Source organism: Amycolatopsis sp. NPDC059021, assembly GCF_042739895.1.
In the GTDB taxonomy this organism is placed as follows: Bacteria; Actinomycetota; Actinomycetes; order Mycobacteriales; family Pseudonocardiaceae; genus Amycolatopsis.
Map to the genome: position 1 here is coordinate 3,375 of NZ_JBHYIQ010000030.1, position 16,829 is coordinate 20,203.

Genomic DNA, 16,829 nt, shown 5'->3' on the forward strand with positions numbered 1-16,829 from the left:
CCTGTGCAGTGTGGGGGGCAGGTTCTTTTGTTTTTAAGCGACCGCGCCCGCCCCTTCGCTGTGTTCCGAGCCGTCGCCACGGCGCCCGGCGACCGCGTTTAGCCCGCTAAACGCGCTTCGGGCCTCGTCGATCTGCGGGAAGGGGGTGGGTGCACTACGGTGCGTCCTGCGCCTCGGCCGAGGACGCCGTCCCGAGGGTCACGGCGAGATGACGATGACCTTGGGGCTGGCCAGAAAAGAAAACTGGTGAGTAACCTGTTCGCACTCAGCTCGTTGCACCTGGTTGACGCGGGATCGAGGCGCGTTCGCGGGTTTCGCGGCCAGTGGCGCGAGGCGGCGGGCGCGCAATGACGCGGAACAGCTCCTGGAGGTGCGATGGGTGCCGAGGTGGTCATCGAGGGCTTGACGAAGTCCTTCGGTAAGCAGGCCATCTGGCGGGACGTCACGTTGACGCTGCCCCCGGGTGAGGTGTCGGCGATGCTCGGGCCGTCGGGGACCGGGAAGTCGGTCTTCCTGAAGTCGATGATCGGGCTGCTCAAGCCCGAACGGGGCCGGTGTGTGATCAACGGCGTCGACATCGTGACCTGCTCCGAGCACAAGCTGTACGAGATCCGGAAGCTGTTCGGGGTGCTGTTCCAGGACGGGGCGTTGTTCGGGTCCATGAACCTGTTCGACAACGTGGCCTTCCCGCTGCGCGAGCACACGAAGAAGTCCGAGACCGAGGTCCGCCGGATCGTGCTCGAAAAGCTGGAAATGACCGGTTTGGCCGGGGCGGAGAAGAAACTGCCCGGCGAGATCTCCGGTGGTATGCGCAAACGGGCCGGGCTGGCCCGCGCACTGGTGCTGGACCCGCAGATCATCCTGGTCGACGAGCCGGACTCCGGGCTGGACCCGGTCCGTACCACCTATATCTCGCAGCTGTTCCTGGATGTGAACGCGCAGATCGACGCGACGTTCCTGATCGTCACGCACAACATCAACCTGGCCCGCACGGTGCCGGACAACCTGGGCATGCTCTTCCGCAAGGAACTGGTCATGTTCGGCCCGCGCGAGGTGCTGCTGACCAGTGACGAGCCGGTGGTGGAGCAGTTCCTCAACGGCCGCAAACGCGGCCCGATCGGCATGTCCGAGGAGAAGGACAGCGCCACCATGGCCCGCGAGGAGGCCGAGGCCGCCGCCGGGCACGCGGACGGCGCGCTCGACCACGAGGACGTCCGCGGCGTGGTGCCGCAGATGCAGGTCAGCCCCGGCGTGCCCGTCCGCGGCGGCGAGCGGCGCCGCAAAGACCGGGTCATGAAGATCCTGCACACGCTTCCGCCCGCCGCGCAGGAGGGCATCATCGAGTCGCTGTCCCCCGAGGAACAGCAGCGCTACGGCGTCAGCCCGCACATGCTGGTCCCGGCGGGCAGGCGCGGCCAGGACACCGGCTCGATGCCGAGCCATCACCAGGGCCAGCTGCCCCCCGACCAGGTCGCCCAGCTGCCTGGCAACGGGTGGGACGCCGGTCAGCCGAGACAGGGTTCGCACCGGATGCGTCCGCGTGGTGATCAGGAGTCCGGGTGAGCTCGACCGCAACACCGGCGAAGATTCCCGGTATCGGCATGCTGCGGCAGACCGGGAACCTGTTCGCTCTCGGCCTGGACATCGTCCGTGGCATTTTCCAGCGTCCGTTCCAGCTGCGTGAGTTCATCCAGCAGGCGTGGTTCATCGCCAGCGTGACGATCCTGCCGACCGCGCTCGTCGCGATCCCGTTCGGCGCGGTCATCTCGCTGCAGTTCGGCTCGCTCGCGCGCCAGCTCGGCGCGCAGTCCTACACCGGCGCCGGGTCGGTGCTCGCCACCGTGCAGCAGGCGAGCCCGCTGGTGACGGCGCTGCTCGTCGCCGGTGCGGGTGGAAGCGCTGTCTGCGCGGACATCGGCGCGCGGACGATCCGCGAGGAGATCGACGCGATGGAGGTGCTGGGCGTCTCCGCGGTCCAGCGCCTCATCGTGCCGCGCACGCTCGCGATGATGCTGGTGGCGCTGCTGCTCAACGGCATGGTCAGCGTCATCGGTGTCCTCGGTGGTTACTTCTTCAACGTCGTGCTCCAGGGCGGGACACCGGGCGCGTACCTGGCGAGCTTCTCCGCGCTGGCCCAGCTGCCCGACCTCTGGGTCGGGGAACTCAAGGCGCTCATCTTCGGCTTCATCGCCGCGGTGGTCGCCAGCTACCGCGGGCTCCACCCCTCCGGAGGGCCGAAGGGCGTCGGGGACGCGGTGAACCAGTCGGTGGTCATCACGTTCCTGCTGCTGTTCGTCGTCAACTTCGTGATCACGCTGGTCTACCTGCAGATCGTGCCCGGAAAGCTGGACTAGCGCATGACGTTCCTCCAAGGCGCGAAACGCGTCGCCAACCGTCCTTTGCAGACGCTGGATTCGCTGGGCGACCAGATGTCGTTCTACGGCAGGGCCCTGCTGTGGACGCCGAGGACGCTGCGCCGGTACACCAAGGAAGTCCTGCGGCTGCTGGCCGAGGTCAGCTTCGGGTCCGGTTCGCTCGCGGTCATCGGCGGCACGGTCGGCGTGATGGTCGGCCTGACGCTGTTCACCGGTGTGCTCGTCGGTCTCCAGGGCTACTCGGCGCTGAACTCGATCGGCACCTCGGCGTTCACCGGCTTCCTGACCGCGTTCTTCAACACCCGCGAGATCGCCCCGCTGGTCGCCGGGCTCGCGCTGTCCGCGACGGTCGGCGCCGGGTTCACCGCGCAGCTGGGCGCGATGCGCATCTCCGAGGAGATCGACGCGCTCGAGGTCATGGGTGTGCCGAGCCTGCCGTACCTCGTCACGACGCGGATCATCGCCGGGTTCGTCGCGGTCATCCCGCTCTACATCATCGGCCTGCTCAGCTCGTATCTCGCGTCACGCTTGGTCGTTATCTACATCTACAACCAGTCAGCGGGAACCTACGACCATTATTTCGACCTTTTCCTACCACCACAGGACGTGCTGTATTCGTTCATCAAGGTGCTGCTGTTCAGCGTCTTGATCATCCTGTCGCACTGCTACTTCGGGTACCGGGCGACGGGCGGGCCCGCCGGTGTCGGCGTCGCCGTCGGCAAGGCGGTCCGGTTGTCCATCGTCACGGTTTCGATCATGAACTTCTTCATCGGTTTCGCCATCTGGGGAACCGACGTCACGGTGAGGATCGCGGGATGAGCACCATCAGGCGCAGGCTGCTGGGTCTGCTGCTGGTCGCCGTCCTCGTCGGCGGCGTCGCGCTGAGCATCGCGCTCTACGACAAGGCGTTCACGCCCGTGGTCACGGTGAAGCTGAAGGCCGACACGGTCGGCAACCAGCTCATCGAGGAGTCCGACGTCAAGGTGCGCGGGCTGATCGTGGGCTCGGTCAAGAAGATCTCCGCGACCACCGACGGCGCGGAACTGACGCTCGCGCTCAAGCCGGAGTCGGCGAAGCTGATCCCGGCGAACGTCTCGGCGCGGTTCCTGCCGAAGACGTTGTTCGGTGAGCGGTACGTCTCGCTGGAGATCCCGGACGCGCCCTCGTCGAAGACGATCGCCAGCGGCGACACGATTTCGCAGGATCGCTCGGTCACCGCGGTCGAGCTGAGCAAGGCGCTCGGCGACCTGATGCCGGTGCTGCAGGCGGTCCAGCCGCAGAAGCTGTCCAGCACGCTGACCGCGATCTCCACCGCGCTCAAGGGCCGCGGCAACGACCTCGGCGAGACGCTGTCCCAGCTGGGTGACTACATCGGACAGCTGAACCCGCACGAGCCGGAGCTGCAGCACAACCTCAAGGCGCTCACCGAGTTCTCCGGGCACCTCGGCAACGCGGCGCCGGATCTGGTGCAGAGCCTGGACAACCTGAGCACGACCACGCGGACGGTCGTGGACCAGCGGCAGAATCTGTCCACTTTGTACAACAGCCTCGGCCAGGCCTCGATGGACCTGCAGACGTTCCTGGAGAACAACTCCTCGAACCTGATCAGCCTGGCGAAGACCGCGCGACCCACCGCCGAGCTGCTCGCGAAGTACTCGCCCGAATACCCGTGCGTGATCAACGGGATGGCGGGCATCGTGCCGCTGGTCGACCAGGCACTCGGCAAGGGCACCGGTAAGCCGGGCCTGCACGCGACGCTCGAGATCGTCGTCAACCGCGGCGCCTACAAGCCGGGCAAGGACGAGCCGCGGTTCGAGGACAAGCGCGGCCCGCGCTGCTACGACTTCAAGAACCCGCCGGACCCGTTCCCGCAGCAGCCGCCGGACGGGCCGTTCAAGGACGGCACCAGCCAGACCCCGCCGCCGCGTTCGGTCAGCGAGGGTCTCAACCCGGCGAACTTCAAGGGTGACGCCGTCGGGCTGGGCGGTGGTGGCGCCTCCGCGGGCAACCCGGCCTACACCACGGCGGAGCACGACTTCCTGTCGCAGCTCGTCGGCCCGCAGGTCGGCATGGACGCCGCGGCGGTGCCCGGCTGGAGCTCGCTGCTGGTCGGCCCGCTCTACCGCGGGGCGGAGGTGACGGTCCAGTGAGGGGACTGCTCGCGCCGCTGATCAAACTCGGCGCCTTCGTCGTGGTCACGGTCCTGTTCACCACGGTGCTCGGGCTGAGCATCGCGAACATGAACAACACCAGCACGAAGGCCTACCAAGCCCGCTTCGTCGACGCGACGCTGTTGCTGCCCAACGACGACGTCCGCATCGCGGGCGTCCGCGTCGGCCAGGTCAAGGACGTCAAGATCGTCGACCGGCGCCAGGCGCAGGTCGATTTCGAGGTCGACTCCGGCATCAAGCTCCCGGCCGGGGTCACCGCGCAGATCAAGTTCCGCAACCTGGTCGGCCAGCGCTACGTTTCGCTGTCGCAGGGCGGCCCGGTGGGCGGCGGGATGCTGCAGCCCGGCGGCACCATCCCGTTGGAGCGCACCACGCCCGCGCTGGACCTCACCGAGCTGTTCAACGGCTTCAAACCGCTGTTCACCGCGCTGAACCCGGACGACATCAACAAGCTGTCCTACGAGGTCATCCAGGTACTGCAGGGCGAGGGCGGCACGGTGGAGAGCCTGCTACGGCACACCGCGTCGCTGGCCACCACGATCGCCGACAAGGACAAGGTGATCGGCGAGGTCATCGACAACCTCAACTCGGTGCTCGACACGGTCAACGCGCACACCCCGCAGCTCAACGACCTGATCATCAAGCTGCAGCAGCTGGTCTCCGGGCTCGCGGCCGATCGCAAGCCGATCGGGGACGCGATCGAGGGACTGGGCAATCTCGCGCAGTCGACCTCCGGACTGCTGTCCGAGGCACGCGCGCCGCTGAAGGACGACATCGCCGCGCTGGGCACGCTCACCGACAAGCTGAACCAGAACGAGCCCCTGCTCGAACACTTCTTCCAGCTCCTGCCGAAGAAGGTTTCCGCGCTGACGCGCACCGCGGACTACGGGTCCTGGTTCAACTTCTACGCCTGTGAAGTGAAGGGAAGCGTGGCCCTGCCTCCGCTCATCAACGAGCCGATCAACGTCCCGCTCCTGCCCGCCAACCGGGCGAGGTGCCAGGGATGAAGTCGTTCCAGAAGCGCAACCCCGTCCCGATCGCCCTCGCCGGCATCGCGGTGCTCGTGCTCGGCTTCATCGCCGCGCTGAACTCCGACAGCCTGCCGCTCATCGGCGGCGGCACCACCTACAGCGCGGACTTCGCCGAGGCCGCGGGTCTGCAGAAGGACAACGACGTCCGCATCGCCGGGGTCAAGGTCGGCAAGGTGTCCGACATCAAGCTCGACGGCGCGAACGTCAAGGTGTCGTTCAAGGTCAAGGACGCCTGGATCGGCGACAGGACCAACGCCGCGATCAAGATCAAGACGGTGCTGGGCCAGAAGTACCTCGCGCTGGACCCGCAGGGCCAGGGCACGCAGAACCCGTCCGCGACGATCCCGCGGGACCGGACGATGTCGCCGTTCGACGTGCTGGACGCGTTCCGCGGCCTGTCCAGCACGGTCGACAACATCAACACCGACCAGCTGGCGAAGAGCTTCGACACCATCTCGCAGACCTTCGGCAACACCCCGCAGGACGTGAAGGGCGCGCTGACCGGGCTGTCGAGGCTGTCGGACACCATCGCCTCGCGTGACCAGCAGCTGTCGAACCTGCTCGCCAACACCCGCCAGGTGTCGCAGACACTGGTCGACCGCGACGCCGAGGTGCAGAAGCTGCTGGGCGACGGGAACAAGCTGCTCGACGAGATCTCCCGGCGCGAGGCGGCGATCTCCTCGCTGCTGGCGGGCTCGAAGCAGCTGGCCTCCCAGCTGCAGGGCCTGATCGACGACAACGACAAGCAGCTCAACCCGGTGCTCACCCAGCTCGATCAGCTGACCTCGATGCTGCAGCGCAATCAGGACTCGCTCGCGCAGGGCATCGCGAAGTTCGCGCCGTTCATCCGGGTGTTCACCAACACGGTCGGCACCGGGCACTGGTTCGACAACTACATCTGCGGTCTGGTGCTGCCGTCGTTCGGCCCGATCAACGAAGAGGGGTGCTACGCGAAATGAGTGACACCCGCTTCGGACAGAGTCTTCTCCGCGGCTTCACCGTCGCGATCGTGCTGGCGCTCGTGGTGGCGGGCGCGCTGTGGTGGACGCTCAAGGACGCCGGGCGCAACCACCTCACCGCCTACTTCGCCGGTGCCGTCGGGTTGTACGAGGGCAACAGCGTCAAGATGCTCGGCGTCGACGTCGGCACCGTGACGAAGATCCAGCCGATGGGCAACCAGGTCAAGGTCGACCTCCAGTACGACCGGTCGGTGCCGGTGCCCGCCGACGCGAAGGCGCTGATCGTGTCACCGTCGCTGGTGAGCGACCGGTACATCCAGCTCGCCCCGGCCTACACCGGCGGCCCGCGCATCAGCGACGGCACGGTCATCCCGCTGAACCGCACCGAGGTCCCCCTCGAAGTCGACCAGCTCGCGGCGAGCCTGTCGAAGGTCAGCAAGTCGCTCGGCCCGAACGGCGCGAACAAGACCGGGTCGCTGTCGAACCTGCTGGACACCGCGGCGAAGAACGTCGACGGCAACGGCCAGGCGCTGCACGACACGATCACCAAGCTCGGCCAGGCCGCCGGGACGCTGCAAGGGAACTCCGGCGACCTGTTCAAGACCGTCGAGAACCTCGGCCAGTTCTCGCAGACGCTGGTCAACAGCGACGGCCAGGTCCGCCAGTTCGAGCGGCAGCTGGCCGACGTCAGCGGCTACCTGGCGGGGGAGAAGGACAATCTCGCCGCCACGGTCCGCCAGCTCGGCACCACGCTGACCTCGGTGCAGGCGTTCATCGAGCAGAACCGCGGCCGGGTGAAGTCCAATGTGGACAAACTGGCCAGCGTGACCAAGGTGCTGGTGGACCAGCGCAGCGCGCTCGCCGAGACGCTCGACGTCGCGCCGCTCGGCCTGTCCAACCTGGTCAACACCTACAACGGCTCCTCGGGCACGCTCGACGCGCGGCCGCTGCTCAACGAGCTGACCCAGCCGCCGCTGGTGATGGTGTGCAACCTGCTCAAGCAGACGCCCGCCGCGCTGGACGCGCTCGGCGACGCGTGCAAGTCGATCGCCGGGGTGGTCGACGGCCTCGTCCCGCTGCCCTCGATCGCCCAGGTGATCCACTCGCTGCAGAACGGCCAGCTCCCGCCACTGCCGCTCCCGATCGCCGGGCAGCTCTACGGTTCCCCGGGGGGCAAGTGATGCGACGCTCTCGCCTTTTGACCGCTGGTGTCCTCGCCACCGTATCCGCGCTGACGCTGAGCGGCTGCGCGTTCAACGGCATCTACGATCTGCCGCTGCCCGGTGGCGCCGACGTCGGCAACCACCCGTACACGGTCAAGATCGACTTCCGTGACGTCCTCGACCTCGTCCCGCAGTCCGGGGTGAAGGTCAACGACGTGCCGGTGGGGCGGGTCGAGTCGATCGGGCTGACCCCGGACGGCTGGCACGCCCAGGTCACCGTGAAGGTCAACGGCGACGTCAAGCTGCCCGCGAACGCGATGGCCGGCGTCCGCCAGTCGAGCCTGCTCGGCGAGAAGTACGTGGCGCTCTCCTCGCCCGGCGAGGGCGCGACCGGGAAACTCGCCGACGGCGCGACGATCCCGCTGGAGCGCACCGGCCGCGACGTCGAGGTCGAAGAGGTCCTCGGCGCGTTGTCGATGCTCCTCAACGGCGGTGGGGTGGCGCAGCTGAACACCATCACCAAGGAGCTCAACAACGTCACGGCGGGCCGGGAGCCGGAGATCAAGGCACTGCTGCACAACGTCGACGAGCTGGTGTCCAATTTGGACCGCCAGTCGGCGAACATCACGCGGGCCATCGACGGGCTGAACCGGCTTTCGAGCACGTTGCGCGGGCAGAAGGACAAGCTCGTCGGCGCGGTCGACAATCTCGGGCCGGGGCTCGGCGTGCTGGAGCAGCAGCGCGGTCAGCTGGTGAACATGCTCAACGCGCTCAACAACCTCTCCGGCGTCGCGACGGACACGGTGAACAAGAGCCAGGCGAACCTCGTCGCCGACCTCAAGGCGCTGACCCCGACGCTGCAGAAGCTCGGCGAAGCGGGTGCCAACCTGCCGAAGGCGCTGCAGCTGATGCTGACGTTCCCGTTCAGCGACCAGGCCGTCGAGGACGTCAAGGGCGACTACTTCAACCTGTTCCTGAAGGTCGACCTGAACCTGAAGGACATCATGGACAATCTGGGCCGCAGCAGGCAGAACCCGCTGAAGGACCTGGTGCCGGTGCCGGGGCTGACCGGTGGTGTCCCCGGTACGCCCGCGAACCAGCCGCCGCCGCTGCCGATCCCCGGTGAACAGGGGAGCCAGGCCGCTCCGTCGACGGGCGGCGGGCAGCCGTCGCCGCAGCAGACGGGCGTCGCCGGGATCTTCGGCCTGCTGTCGGGAGGTGCGGGCTGATGCTGATCCGCAGGACGAAGATCCAGCTGGTGGCCTTCGCGATCATCTCGATCGTCGCCATCGTGTACGCGCTGATCCGCTTCGCCGGGCTGGGCCAGGTGTTCGGGCAGAGCGGGTACACGGTGAAGCTCGAACTCAACGAGTCCGGGGGCATCTTCAGCAACGCCGAGGTGACCTACCGCGGCTTCAACGTCGGCCGCGTCGGCGACCTCCGGCTGACCAAGACCGGGCTGGAGGCGGACCTCAACATCGACCCGTCGGCCCCGCAGATCCCCAGCGACCTGAAGGCCGTCGTGGCGAACCGGTCCGCGGTCGGCGAGCAGTATGTCGACCTGCAGCCCGCCGCCGACAAGGGCCCGTATCTCGCCTCGGGCACCGTCATCCCGGCCGCGAAGACGAAGGTCCCGGTCAGCACCAACGAACTGATCGGCGACCTCGACTCGCTCGCGACCTCGGTGCCGACCGACTCGCTGCGCACCGTCGTCGACGAGTCGTACAACGCCTTCTCCGGCACCGGTCCGGACCTGCAACGGCTGATGGACACCGCACGCGGCTTCACCTCCACCGCGCAGAAGTACCTGCCGCAGACCGTGCAGTTGCTCCAGGCGGGCGGGAAGGTGCTGGACACGCAGAACGCCGAGGCGAGTTCGATGGCGTCGTTCAGCAAGAGCCTCAACGAGCTCACCGGCACGCTGAAGAACTCCGACGGCGACCTGCGCAAGCTCATCGGCATCACCCCGCAGGTGGCCAACCAGGTCAGCCAGGTGCTCGCCGAGTCCGGCCCGGGGCTGGGCGCGCTGACGGCGAACCTGCTCACCACGTCGAATCTGCTCTCGACCCGGCTCGACGGCGTGGAACAGGTCCTCGTGACCTATCCGGCACTGGTCGGCGCGGCCCGCAGTGTCGCGCCCGGCGACGGCACCGCGCATCTCGGGCTGGTGCTGAACCTGTTCGACCCGCCAGCCTGCACCAAGGGTTATCTGCCCTACAAGGACTACCGTCCCGGCTCGGACCTGACGCCGCGGCCGGGGGCCGAGAACGCGTACTGCGCGGAGCCCAAGGGCAGTCCGATCAACGTGCGTGGTTCGCAGAACGCGCCGTACAACGGGGTGCCGGTGGTCCCGTCGGACGCCGACATCAAGGCGAACGCCAACCGGCCCGACCAGGAGCTGGCCGACCAGCGCAACGCCCAGGTTCCGGGCGTCGTCGGCAGCCCCGGTGTCAGCCTCAACAACCTGGCCTCGCTGCTGGGTGTGGGTGCCTGACAGCGATTTGATGACCGCTACCTACGCTGGAGTGTTATGAGTGTGGACGAGCCTTCGGACGTGACCGCCGGGACCGACCCCAACGGCGCCGCGCCCGAACCGGTCGCCACCGCCGCCACCCCGGCCGGGAGGCGGCCACCCTCGCGGCTGCTGGTGGGCGGCGCGGCGGCGTTCGCGCTGGCCGCGCTGATCGTGGCCGCCGTGTTCGGCGTCCGGTGGTGGGTCGTCGCCTCCGGCGACAACGCCGACCTGGCCAGGTCCAGAGACGCCGTCGTCCGGGCCGGTGCCACCGCGATCAAGGCCTACACCGAGGTCGACTACCAGAACCTGGACAAGTTCTTCAACCAGCAGAAGGCCGTCTCCAGTGACGAGATGGCCAAGCAGCTGTCCCAGCTGGAGCCGACCTATCGCAAGGCGCTCACGGAAGCGAAGACCAAGGTCAGCACGACCGTGCAGGACATCGGCGTGGAGGAGCTGGACGACCATCAGGGCAAGGCCAGCTTCCTCGCCGCCATCAGCACCCAGGTCACCCAGGGTGACAAGTCCAGCGCGAAGGCCTTGCGGCTCGAGGTCTCGATGACCAGGGTCGGCCAGGACTGGAAGCTGTCCGGCATCGACAACGTGCCACTCGTCGCCGCCGGTCAGTAGCCGCACCAGAACGGAGCCTGTTTTGCCCCCCTCTCGTCGCCAGCCCCACTCGACCCCGCCGTCTCGCCGGCCGCGTGTCGCGGGTCTGCGCAAGCCTTCCCCCGGCCCGTCCGCTCCGCCCTCGCCCACCACCGAAGAGGAGACGACCTCCCCGGCCCCGCGGCCTCGCCCGACGCCGCGTCCCTCGGCGGCGTCACCGTCCGAGGAGCCGCGGTTCCCGGACGCCGGTGTCCCCGCGACGACCGGGCTGTCCGATAGCACGTCTGCCGATACTGCCGACGCCGATACTGCCGACGCCGATACGTCCGAGGCCGAGACGGCGCGGATCGCCGTCGATCCGCTGACCGGTGAGCCGGAGGGCGCCGCGACCGAAACCGCCGAGCCGGAGACCTCTTCGGCCGAAACGGCCGAGACGGCTGAGCCGGAGACCAGCGAGCTGCCGGTCGAGGACGCGAAGCCGAGCCCGCGGCGGAAGGCCCGTGACGAGTGGCGGTCCAAGCCGGTCGACGTCGAGGAGGCCGAGGCGGAGGCCGCCGGGAAGCCCGCGGACGACGCGAGCGCCCCGTCGAAGCCGGGCATTCCCCGGGGCTACGTGGTGGCCGGGATCCTCGTCGTGGTCGGGTTGCTGCTCCTGGCCGGAGCGGTGATCTTCATGCGTCAGGGCGACGAGGTGGCCGACTCCACCAGCAACACCGCGCTGCTCGACGTCGCGAAGACCGCGCAGGTCAAGGACCAGATGTCGAAGGCGACCGAGGCGCTGTTCTCCTACGACTACAACAACATCAAGAAGACCGAGGACGCGGCGAACGACCTGCTGGCCAACGACGAGGTCCGCGGGAAGTACAACGCGCTGATGGGCGAGGTGAAACGGCTCGCGCCGCAGCAGAAGATGGTCGTCACGGCCAAGGTCACCCGCAGCGCGGTGATCATGCTGAACGGCGATCTGGCGAAGGTGATCCTCTTCGTCGACCAGACCTCGACGCGGGCGGACACGAAGAAGACCACCGCGGGCAGCGCGCAGCTGCACGTCAACGCCCAGCTGCAGGGTGACAAGTGGAAGGTGACCGACATGGACACCTACCAGGCGCCCCAGCCGCCGCAGCAGTCCGCGCCGCCTTCCTCCCCGGCACCGCCGCCGAGCAAGTAACCGGTTCCCGGGAGCCGCCACTGTGTCCTTTGTGGACTGTGTGGCGGCTTTCCCGGGCACTGGGTGATCAGGGCTGCGGAGGCTTGCGCACCAGCAGTTGGGCCTGCTTGAACTGCCGCTCGTTTTCGTAGGGCTCGCGCAGCATCCGGGAGACCTCGGCGAATCCGGCCTGGCGCACCAAATCCAGGAGGCCGTCGGGCGACCACCGGTAGGCGAGCGTGACCTTGTGGTCGAACTCCTGCGGCACCGGGTCGTCCCCGGCGAAGAAGCCGAGCATCAGGTGGCCGCCCGGCGCCAGCACCCGGTGGAACTCGGCGAACACTGCGGGCAGGAGCCGCGGCGGGGTGTGAATGACGGAGTAGAACGCGAGAATGCCGCCGAGAACGCCGTCGGCGAGGTCCAGCGCGGTCATCGACCCCTCGTCGAACCGCAGGCCCGGATGGGCTTGGCGGGCCAATGCGACCATTTCGGAGGACAGGTCGACGCCGAAGGCGGTCAGCCCGAGCCCGTGCAGGTACGCGGTCACGTGGCCGGGGCCGCAGCCGACGTCGGCGACCGGCCCGGCGTCGTGGGCCCGCACGAGTTCGGCGAACGCGGCGAGCATCGCGCGTTCCATCGGCAGGGTCTCGAGCACGTTGCTGAAAGTCTCGGCGTAGAGGGGTGCGACGGCGTCGTAGGCGGTCTTGGTGTCGTGCAGGACGGAGGCTTCGGTCACGGCGGAGACCCTAGTCCGCTGCCGATGTCCGGGGACCCGGTGCCGGACTGGGCGCCGATGTCGCGAAAGCTCCGTTGGGGACGGTGAACGTCCGGAACGGAGCGTTCGGGGCATAGGTCCCAGTACCGCAGTGTCGCGAGGGGGATATCGACGGCGTCGAACGCCCCCAACGGACCATTCACGACACTGCTGACCAGGGCGAAAGCCCGCAACAGCCTCACCCGCGCCGGACTTGAAGAGGCAGGCAACGAGCGAAAAATCAGGCAATTCGACCAGGTTTGCGTCCTTTGTGGACGGTATTGGCGTCGAGAGCGTCGGGGCGTCCCTCGGCGGCAGGAGTGCCGAACCACCGTGCGACCTGCCTGCTTTTCGAACTACCCACGTTGGTTATGGCTCCGGCAAGCGGATGTGGGCGAGTCTGATCGGGCTCGGAACGCCAAGGCGTCGGCAGCCCGGCGGCTGCCGTCCGTGATCGGTGAGGAAGTCCATGCGGCAGCTCGAAGTGGCACTGATCGGCGCGGGGCTGATCGCCCGTCTGCACCTGGAGGCGTGGATCGGCGCCGGGGCCGCTGTCCGGGTCTACGCCGACGACGGCCGCGCCGCCGACGTGGCGCGTGAGTTCGGGGCGAAGGCGGTCGGCTCGCTCGCCGAGGCGCTGGACGGCGCGGACGCCGTGGATATCTGCACCCCGACGGGCAGTCATCACGAGATAGCCATGGCCGCCATCGCCGCGGGCGTGGGCGTGGTGTGCGAGAAACCGTTGTCGGCCAGTATCGAGGAGGCCGAGGAGATCGTCGCCGCGGCGGAGCGGGCCGGGGTGCGGCTCTACCCCGCCCATGACGTCCGGTTCGCTCCGGCGTACGCCCGGCTCCACGAGCTGGTGGCGGCCGGCCGGGTCGGCGACGCCGCTGTCGGCCGGTTCTCCTTCTCCGCGTATCACCCGCGGCCCTGGACCGGGCACGTGTCCGCGCGGGCGGGCGGCATCCTGACCGATCAGCTGCTGCACGGCGCCGATCTGGCCCACTGGGTCTTCGGGGACGTCGTGCGCGTGCACGCCTGCTACCAGGGCGAGATCGCGACTCCGGCACCGGAGGGAGCCGTCGCGACCGGCACCGTCGTCCTCACTCATGCCGGCGGAGCGCTCAGCCGGATCGTGAGCCGGTGGACGGCCACGCCGAAACCGCCCGTCCGCGTGACCTTCCACGTCTCGGGCACCGGCGGGACCGTGAGCTACGACTCCGAGTGGCCCCAGGAGGTCCGGGTGTCCGATGGCGAGGCCGGGAACTTCGGGTACGCCGGGGATTCGGTGTTCGCCACCGAAATGCGCGAGTTCGCCCAGGCCTTCGCGGGCGGGCCCGAGCCGCGCATCGGTGCCGCGGACGCGCTGGCCGCCGTCCGGATCACCCAGGCCGCGGCGGAGTCCGCGTGGACGGGGCGTGCTGTGGAACTGCCGGTGAAGGGAGCCGCGTGAAGGTCGCCATCCTCTCGTTCGCGCACGAGCGCGCCGAGACCTACGCCCGGCTGTTGCGGGACATGCCAGGAGTCGACCTGGTCGCCGCGGATCCGGACGGCGCGCCGGAGGAGCGCGCACGGGACCGGGCGGTGGCCGAGCGGCTCGGCGTGTCCTATGTGGACAGCTGGGACGAACTGCTCGCGCCGCGCCCGGCGGCCGTGGTGGTCACCGCCGGGGCCGACCGCCGCCGGGAACTGGTCGAGCGGGCGGCCGGGTTCCGGGCGCGGGTGCTGTGCGAATACCCGCCGCCTGCCAAGGAAACGGACCTGAAGGCCATGGTGGACGCCTGCGACAGCGGGGGTGTCCGGCTCACCTTCGCGTCTCCCGCCTGCCACGGCGGGGCTTTCGCCACGGTACGCAAGGGAATCGCCGACGGCGTGGTCGGCGCGCTCACGACCGTGCTGGGGTCGTACAACACCCGGCCGGGCACCGAGGGTGGCGCGTTGGGCGCCAACGCGCCGTATCTGCTCGACCTGGTGGACGCGGTACTCGACGGGGAGCCCGCGCAGCAGGTCTACGCGCAGACGAACAACGTCCTCAATGGACGGTCTGGTGTCGAGAGCGCCGCGATCGTCACCGTGCGGTACCGGAGCGGGCAGGTCGCCTCGTTCGACTGCGGCTGGAGTCTGTCGGCGATGGATGGGCCTCTGGTCACGTTCATCGGCGACAAGGCGAGTGTGGAGTACAACGCTTCTCCGCGGCTGCTCGGCGGTTTCGACGCCGCCAGCGGCGGGGAGCGGCGAGAACTGGGCGTAGACCTCTATTCGTTGCTGCTCAAGGATTTCCTCGGCACGGTCGAGACCGGCGCGGGGATCGGCCCGGACGGCAGGGCCGTGCTGCGGACGACGCGGATCATCCAGGCGGCCTACGAATCGGCGCACCTCGGCCAGCCCGTCGAACTGGTCGTTCCGCCAGGGAGCTGAACGCGCCTGCCCCGATGTGAAGGGGACTTTCCTCTCGTGACAGAGAAGGAAAGTCCCCTTTCGCTGCTGCCGAGGTGCCCCCGCGCAGGGCTCTACCAGGCTGAGGGATGTCTGTCCGGTATGGCCCGCCTACGCTGAATTGAGAATTCGAAGACTGTGTCCGCCGAGAGTTCGAAACAGCCGGACCGGAATCGTCGGAAGTGGGAGATCGCGATGAGTGTTACGCAGGTGAAAATCACGCTGAGCGGTGGACCGGCCGAGCTGGCGGCGACGGATCGCAGTGTCGACGCCGGCGAACTGGACCGGACCCTCAAAATCCGTTACGGCGCCGGGTACGAACATTTCGTCCATGACGGTGAACGTCAGGCCGGCGACGGCGGTGATATCGCGGTTTTCCGCTGGACACATCGCACGAAGATCGCCGAGTAAAAGGCTCGCCGCGTATCCGAACATCATCTCGCAGGGGAAGGATTCCATGACCGACGCAATATCCTTCGAGGTGCCGTGGGCGCGGACCGACAAGTTCGATCCTCCCGCGGTATTCGGCTCTCTGCGCGAAGAACGTCCGCTCGCGAAGATGGTTTACCCGGATGGGCACGTCGGCTGGATCGTTTCCAGCTACGAGCTGGTGCGCGAGGTCCTCAGCGACCCTCGGTTCAGCCACAGCTGCGAGATCGGTCATTTCCCGGTGACGCACCAGGGGCAGGTGATCCCGGCCAGCCCGCTGATTCCCGGGATGTTCATCCACATGGACCCGCCCGAGCACACCCGCTACCGCCGGCTGCTGACGGGTGAGTTCACCGTCCGCCGGACGAGCAGGCTGACCGCGCACATCGAGCAGGTGGCCGCCGAGCAGATCGACGCCATGCGCGCGCACGGCGCTCCCGCCGATCTGGTCGGGACCTTCGCCAAGCCGCTCGTGCTGAGGGTGCTGTCCGCGCTGGTCGGCCTGCCCTATGACGAGCGTGATCGGTACCTGCACGCGGTCACCCTGCTGCACGACGCGGAAGCGGACCCGGCGGAGGCCGCGGCCGCCTACCAGCAGGCGGGGGCGTTCTTCGACGAGGTCATCGAGCGGCGCCGGAAGAAGCCGGAAGACGACCTCATCAGCGCCCTGCTCACCGACGAGGACCTGACCGGCGAAGAGCTGCGCAACATCGTCACGCTGCTGCTGTTCGCGGGCTACGAGACCACGGAGAGCGCGCTGGCCGTCGGTGTTTTCGCGCTGCTGCACCACGCGGACCAGCTGGCGTCGCTGCGCGCGGACCCGGCGAAACTCGACGCCGCGATCGAGGAACTCCTCCGTTACCTGACCGTCAACCAGTACCACACCTACCGCACCGCGCTGGAGGACATCAAGCTGGACGGCGAGGTGATCAAGAAGGGGGACACGGTCACGGTCTCGCTGCCCGCGGCCAATCGTGACCCGGCCAAGTTCGGTTGTCCCGCGAAGCTCGACATCGAGCGCGACACCTCGGGCCATGTGGCGTTCGGTTTCGGCATTCACCAGTGCCTCGGCCAGAACCTGGCGCGCATCGAACTCCGCGCCGGCTTCTCGGCGCTCCTCCGCGCGTTTCCGGAACTTCGGCTGGCGGTCGCGGCCGACGAGGTGCCGTTGCGGCTCAAGGGTTCCGTCTTCGCGGTGAAGAACCTGCCCGTCTCCTGGTGACCGGTCTTCCCGTCGAACAGC

Annotated in this window: 16 protein-coding genes; 15 read left to right on the forward strand and 1 reads right to left on the reverse strand. The window is 68.3% G+C overall.

Translation table 11 applies throughout. The features are described 5' to 3' along the window. Positions 1-375 precede the first annotated feature (375 nt). The 11 genes from ACFWX1_RS19515 to ACFWX1_RS19565 are packed head-to-tail and all read left to right on the forward strand — an operon-like array spanning position 376 to position 11,988. Positions 376-1,563 carry an ABC transporter ATP-binding protein gene (locus ACFWX1_RS19515; RefSeq protein WP_378389139.1) on the forward strand — a complete coding sequence of 396 codons (1,188 nt, stop codon included), beginning with the start codon at positions 376-378 and terminating at the stop codon, positions 1,561-1,563. Between the two features lie 38 nt (positions 1,564-1,601). Then, positions 1,602-2,354: an MlaE family ABC transporter permease gene (locus ACFWX1_RS19520; RefSeq protein WP_378323720.1), complete on the forward strand. Its 753-nt coding sequence runs from the start codon at positions 1,602-1,604 to the stop codon at positions 2,352-2,354. A 3-nt stretch (positions 2,355-2,357) separates the two neighbouring features. Further along, the gene (locus tag ACFWX1_RS19525; protein WP_378323484.1) at positions 2,358-3,194 is read left to right on the forward strand and encodes an MlaE family ABC transporter permease; all 837 of its coding nucleotides are present in this window, start codon (positions 2,358-2,360) and stop codon (positions 3,192-3,194) included. Next, a complete protein-coding gene (locus tag ACFWX1_RS19530; protein ID WP_378389141.1) occupies positions 3,191-4,525 on the forward strand; it encodes an MCE family protein in 1,335 nt (444 codons plus the stop codon). The genes ACFWX1_RS19525 and ACFWX1_RS19530 overlap by 4 nt, the downstream gene beginning before the upstream one ends. Next, the gene (locus ACFWX1_RS19535) at positions 4,522-5,553 is read left to right on the forward strand and encodes an MCE family protein (protein WP_378389143.1); all 1,032 of its coding nucleotides are present in this window, start codon (positions 4,522-4,524) and stop codon (positions 5,551-5,553) included. The genes ACFWX1_RS19530 and ACFWX1_RS19535 overlap by 4 nt, the downstream gene beginning before the upstream one ends. Continuing rightward, positions 5,550-6,536: an MCE family protein gene (locus tag ACFWX1_RS19540; protein ID WP_378389145.1), complete on the forward strand. Its 987-nt coding sequence runs from the start codon at positions 5,550-5,552 to the stop codon at positions 6,534-6,536. Before ACFWX1_RS19535 ends, ACFWX1_RS19540 begins: the two co-directional genes overlap by 4 nt. Beyond that, entirely contained in the window at positions 6,533-7,717 is a 1,185-nt protein-coding gene (locus tag ACFWX1_RS19545; RefSeq protein ID WP_378389147.1) for an MCE family protein, read from the forward strand. The genes ACFWX1_RS19540 and ACFWX1_RS19545 overlap by 4 nt, the downstream gene beginning before the upstream one ends. After that, entirely contained in the window at positions 7,717-8,928 is a 1,212-nt protein-coding gene (locus tag ACFWX1_RS19550) for an MCE family protein (protein ID WP_378389149.1), read from the forward strand. Before ACFWX1_RS19545 ends, ACFWX1_RS19550 begins: the two co-directional genes overlap by 1 nt. Next, complete coding sequence (locus tag ACFWX1_RS19555; protein ID WP_378389151.1) at positions 8,928-10,193, forward strand: MlaD family protein; 1,266 nt, start codon at positions 8,928-8,930, stop codon at positions 10,191-10,193. The genes ACFWX1_RS19550 and ACFWX1_RS19555 overlap by 1 nt, the downstream gene beginning before the upstream one ends. Before the next feature lie 36 nt (positions 10,194-10,229). Further along, on the forward strand, positions 10,230-10,841 hold the full coding sequence (locus ACFWX1_RS19560) for a hypothetical protein (protein WP_378389153.1): 612 nt from the start codon (positions 10,230-10,232) through the stop codon (positions 10,839-10,841). A gap of 22 nt (positions 10,842-10,863) precedes the next feature. Beyond that, positions 10,864-11,988, forward strand: coding sequence for a hypothetical protein (locus ACFWX1_RS19565; RefSeq protein WP_378389155.1), 1,125 nt, complete (start codon positions 10,864-10,866; stop codon positions 11,986-11,988). Positions 11,989-12,055: 67 nt separating this feature from the next. On the opposite strand, the gene ACFWX1_RS19570 is transcribed toward ACFWX1_RS19565, so the two are convergent. Continuing rightward, positions 12,056-12,703: a class I SAM-dependent methyltransferase gene (locus ACFWX1_RS19570; RefSeq protein ID WP_378389157.1), complete on the reverse strand. Its 648-nt coding sequence runs from the start codon at positions 12,701-12,703 to the stop codon at positions 12,056-12,058. 487 nt (positions 12,704-13,190) lie between these two features. Between ACFWX1_RS19570 and ACFWX1_RS19575 the strand changes: the two genes are divergently transcribed. From ACFWX1_RS19575 to ACFWX1_RS19590, 4 genes are all read left to right on the forward strand, one after another. After that, positions 13,191-14,174, forward strand: coding sequence for a Gfo/Idh/MocA family protein (locus ACFWX1_RS19575; protein ID WP_378389159.1), 984 nt, complete (start codon positions 13,191-13,193; stop codon positions 14,172-14,174). Then, complete coding sequence (locus tag ACFWX1_RS19580) at positions 14,171-15,139, forward strand: Gfo/Idh/MocA family protein (protein ID WP_378389161.1); 969 nt, start codon at positions 14,171-14,173, stop codon at positions 15,137-15,139. Before ACFWX1_RS19575 ends, ACFWX1_RS19580 begins: the two co-directional genes overlap by 4 nt. Before the next feature lie 156 nt (positions 15,140-15,295). Next, positions 15,296-15,568: a DUF5988 family protein gene (locus tag ACFWX1_RS19585; protein ID WP_378389163.1), complete on the forward strand. Its 273-nt coding sequence runs from the start codon at positions 15,296-15,298 to the stop codon at positions 15,566-15,568. Between the two features lie 46 nt (positions 15,569-15,614). Then, positions 15,615-16,808, forward strand: coding sequence for a cytochrome P450 (locus ACFWX1_RS19590; protein ID WP_378389165.1), 1,194 nt, complete (start codon positions 15,615-15,617; stop codon positions 16,806-16,808). Positions 16,809-16,829: the final 21 nt, after the last annotated feature.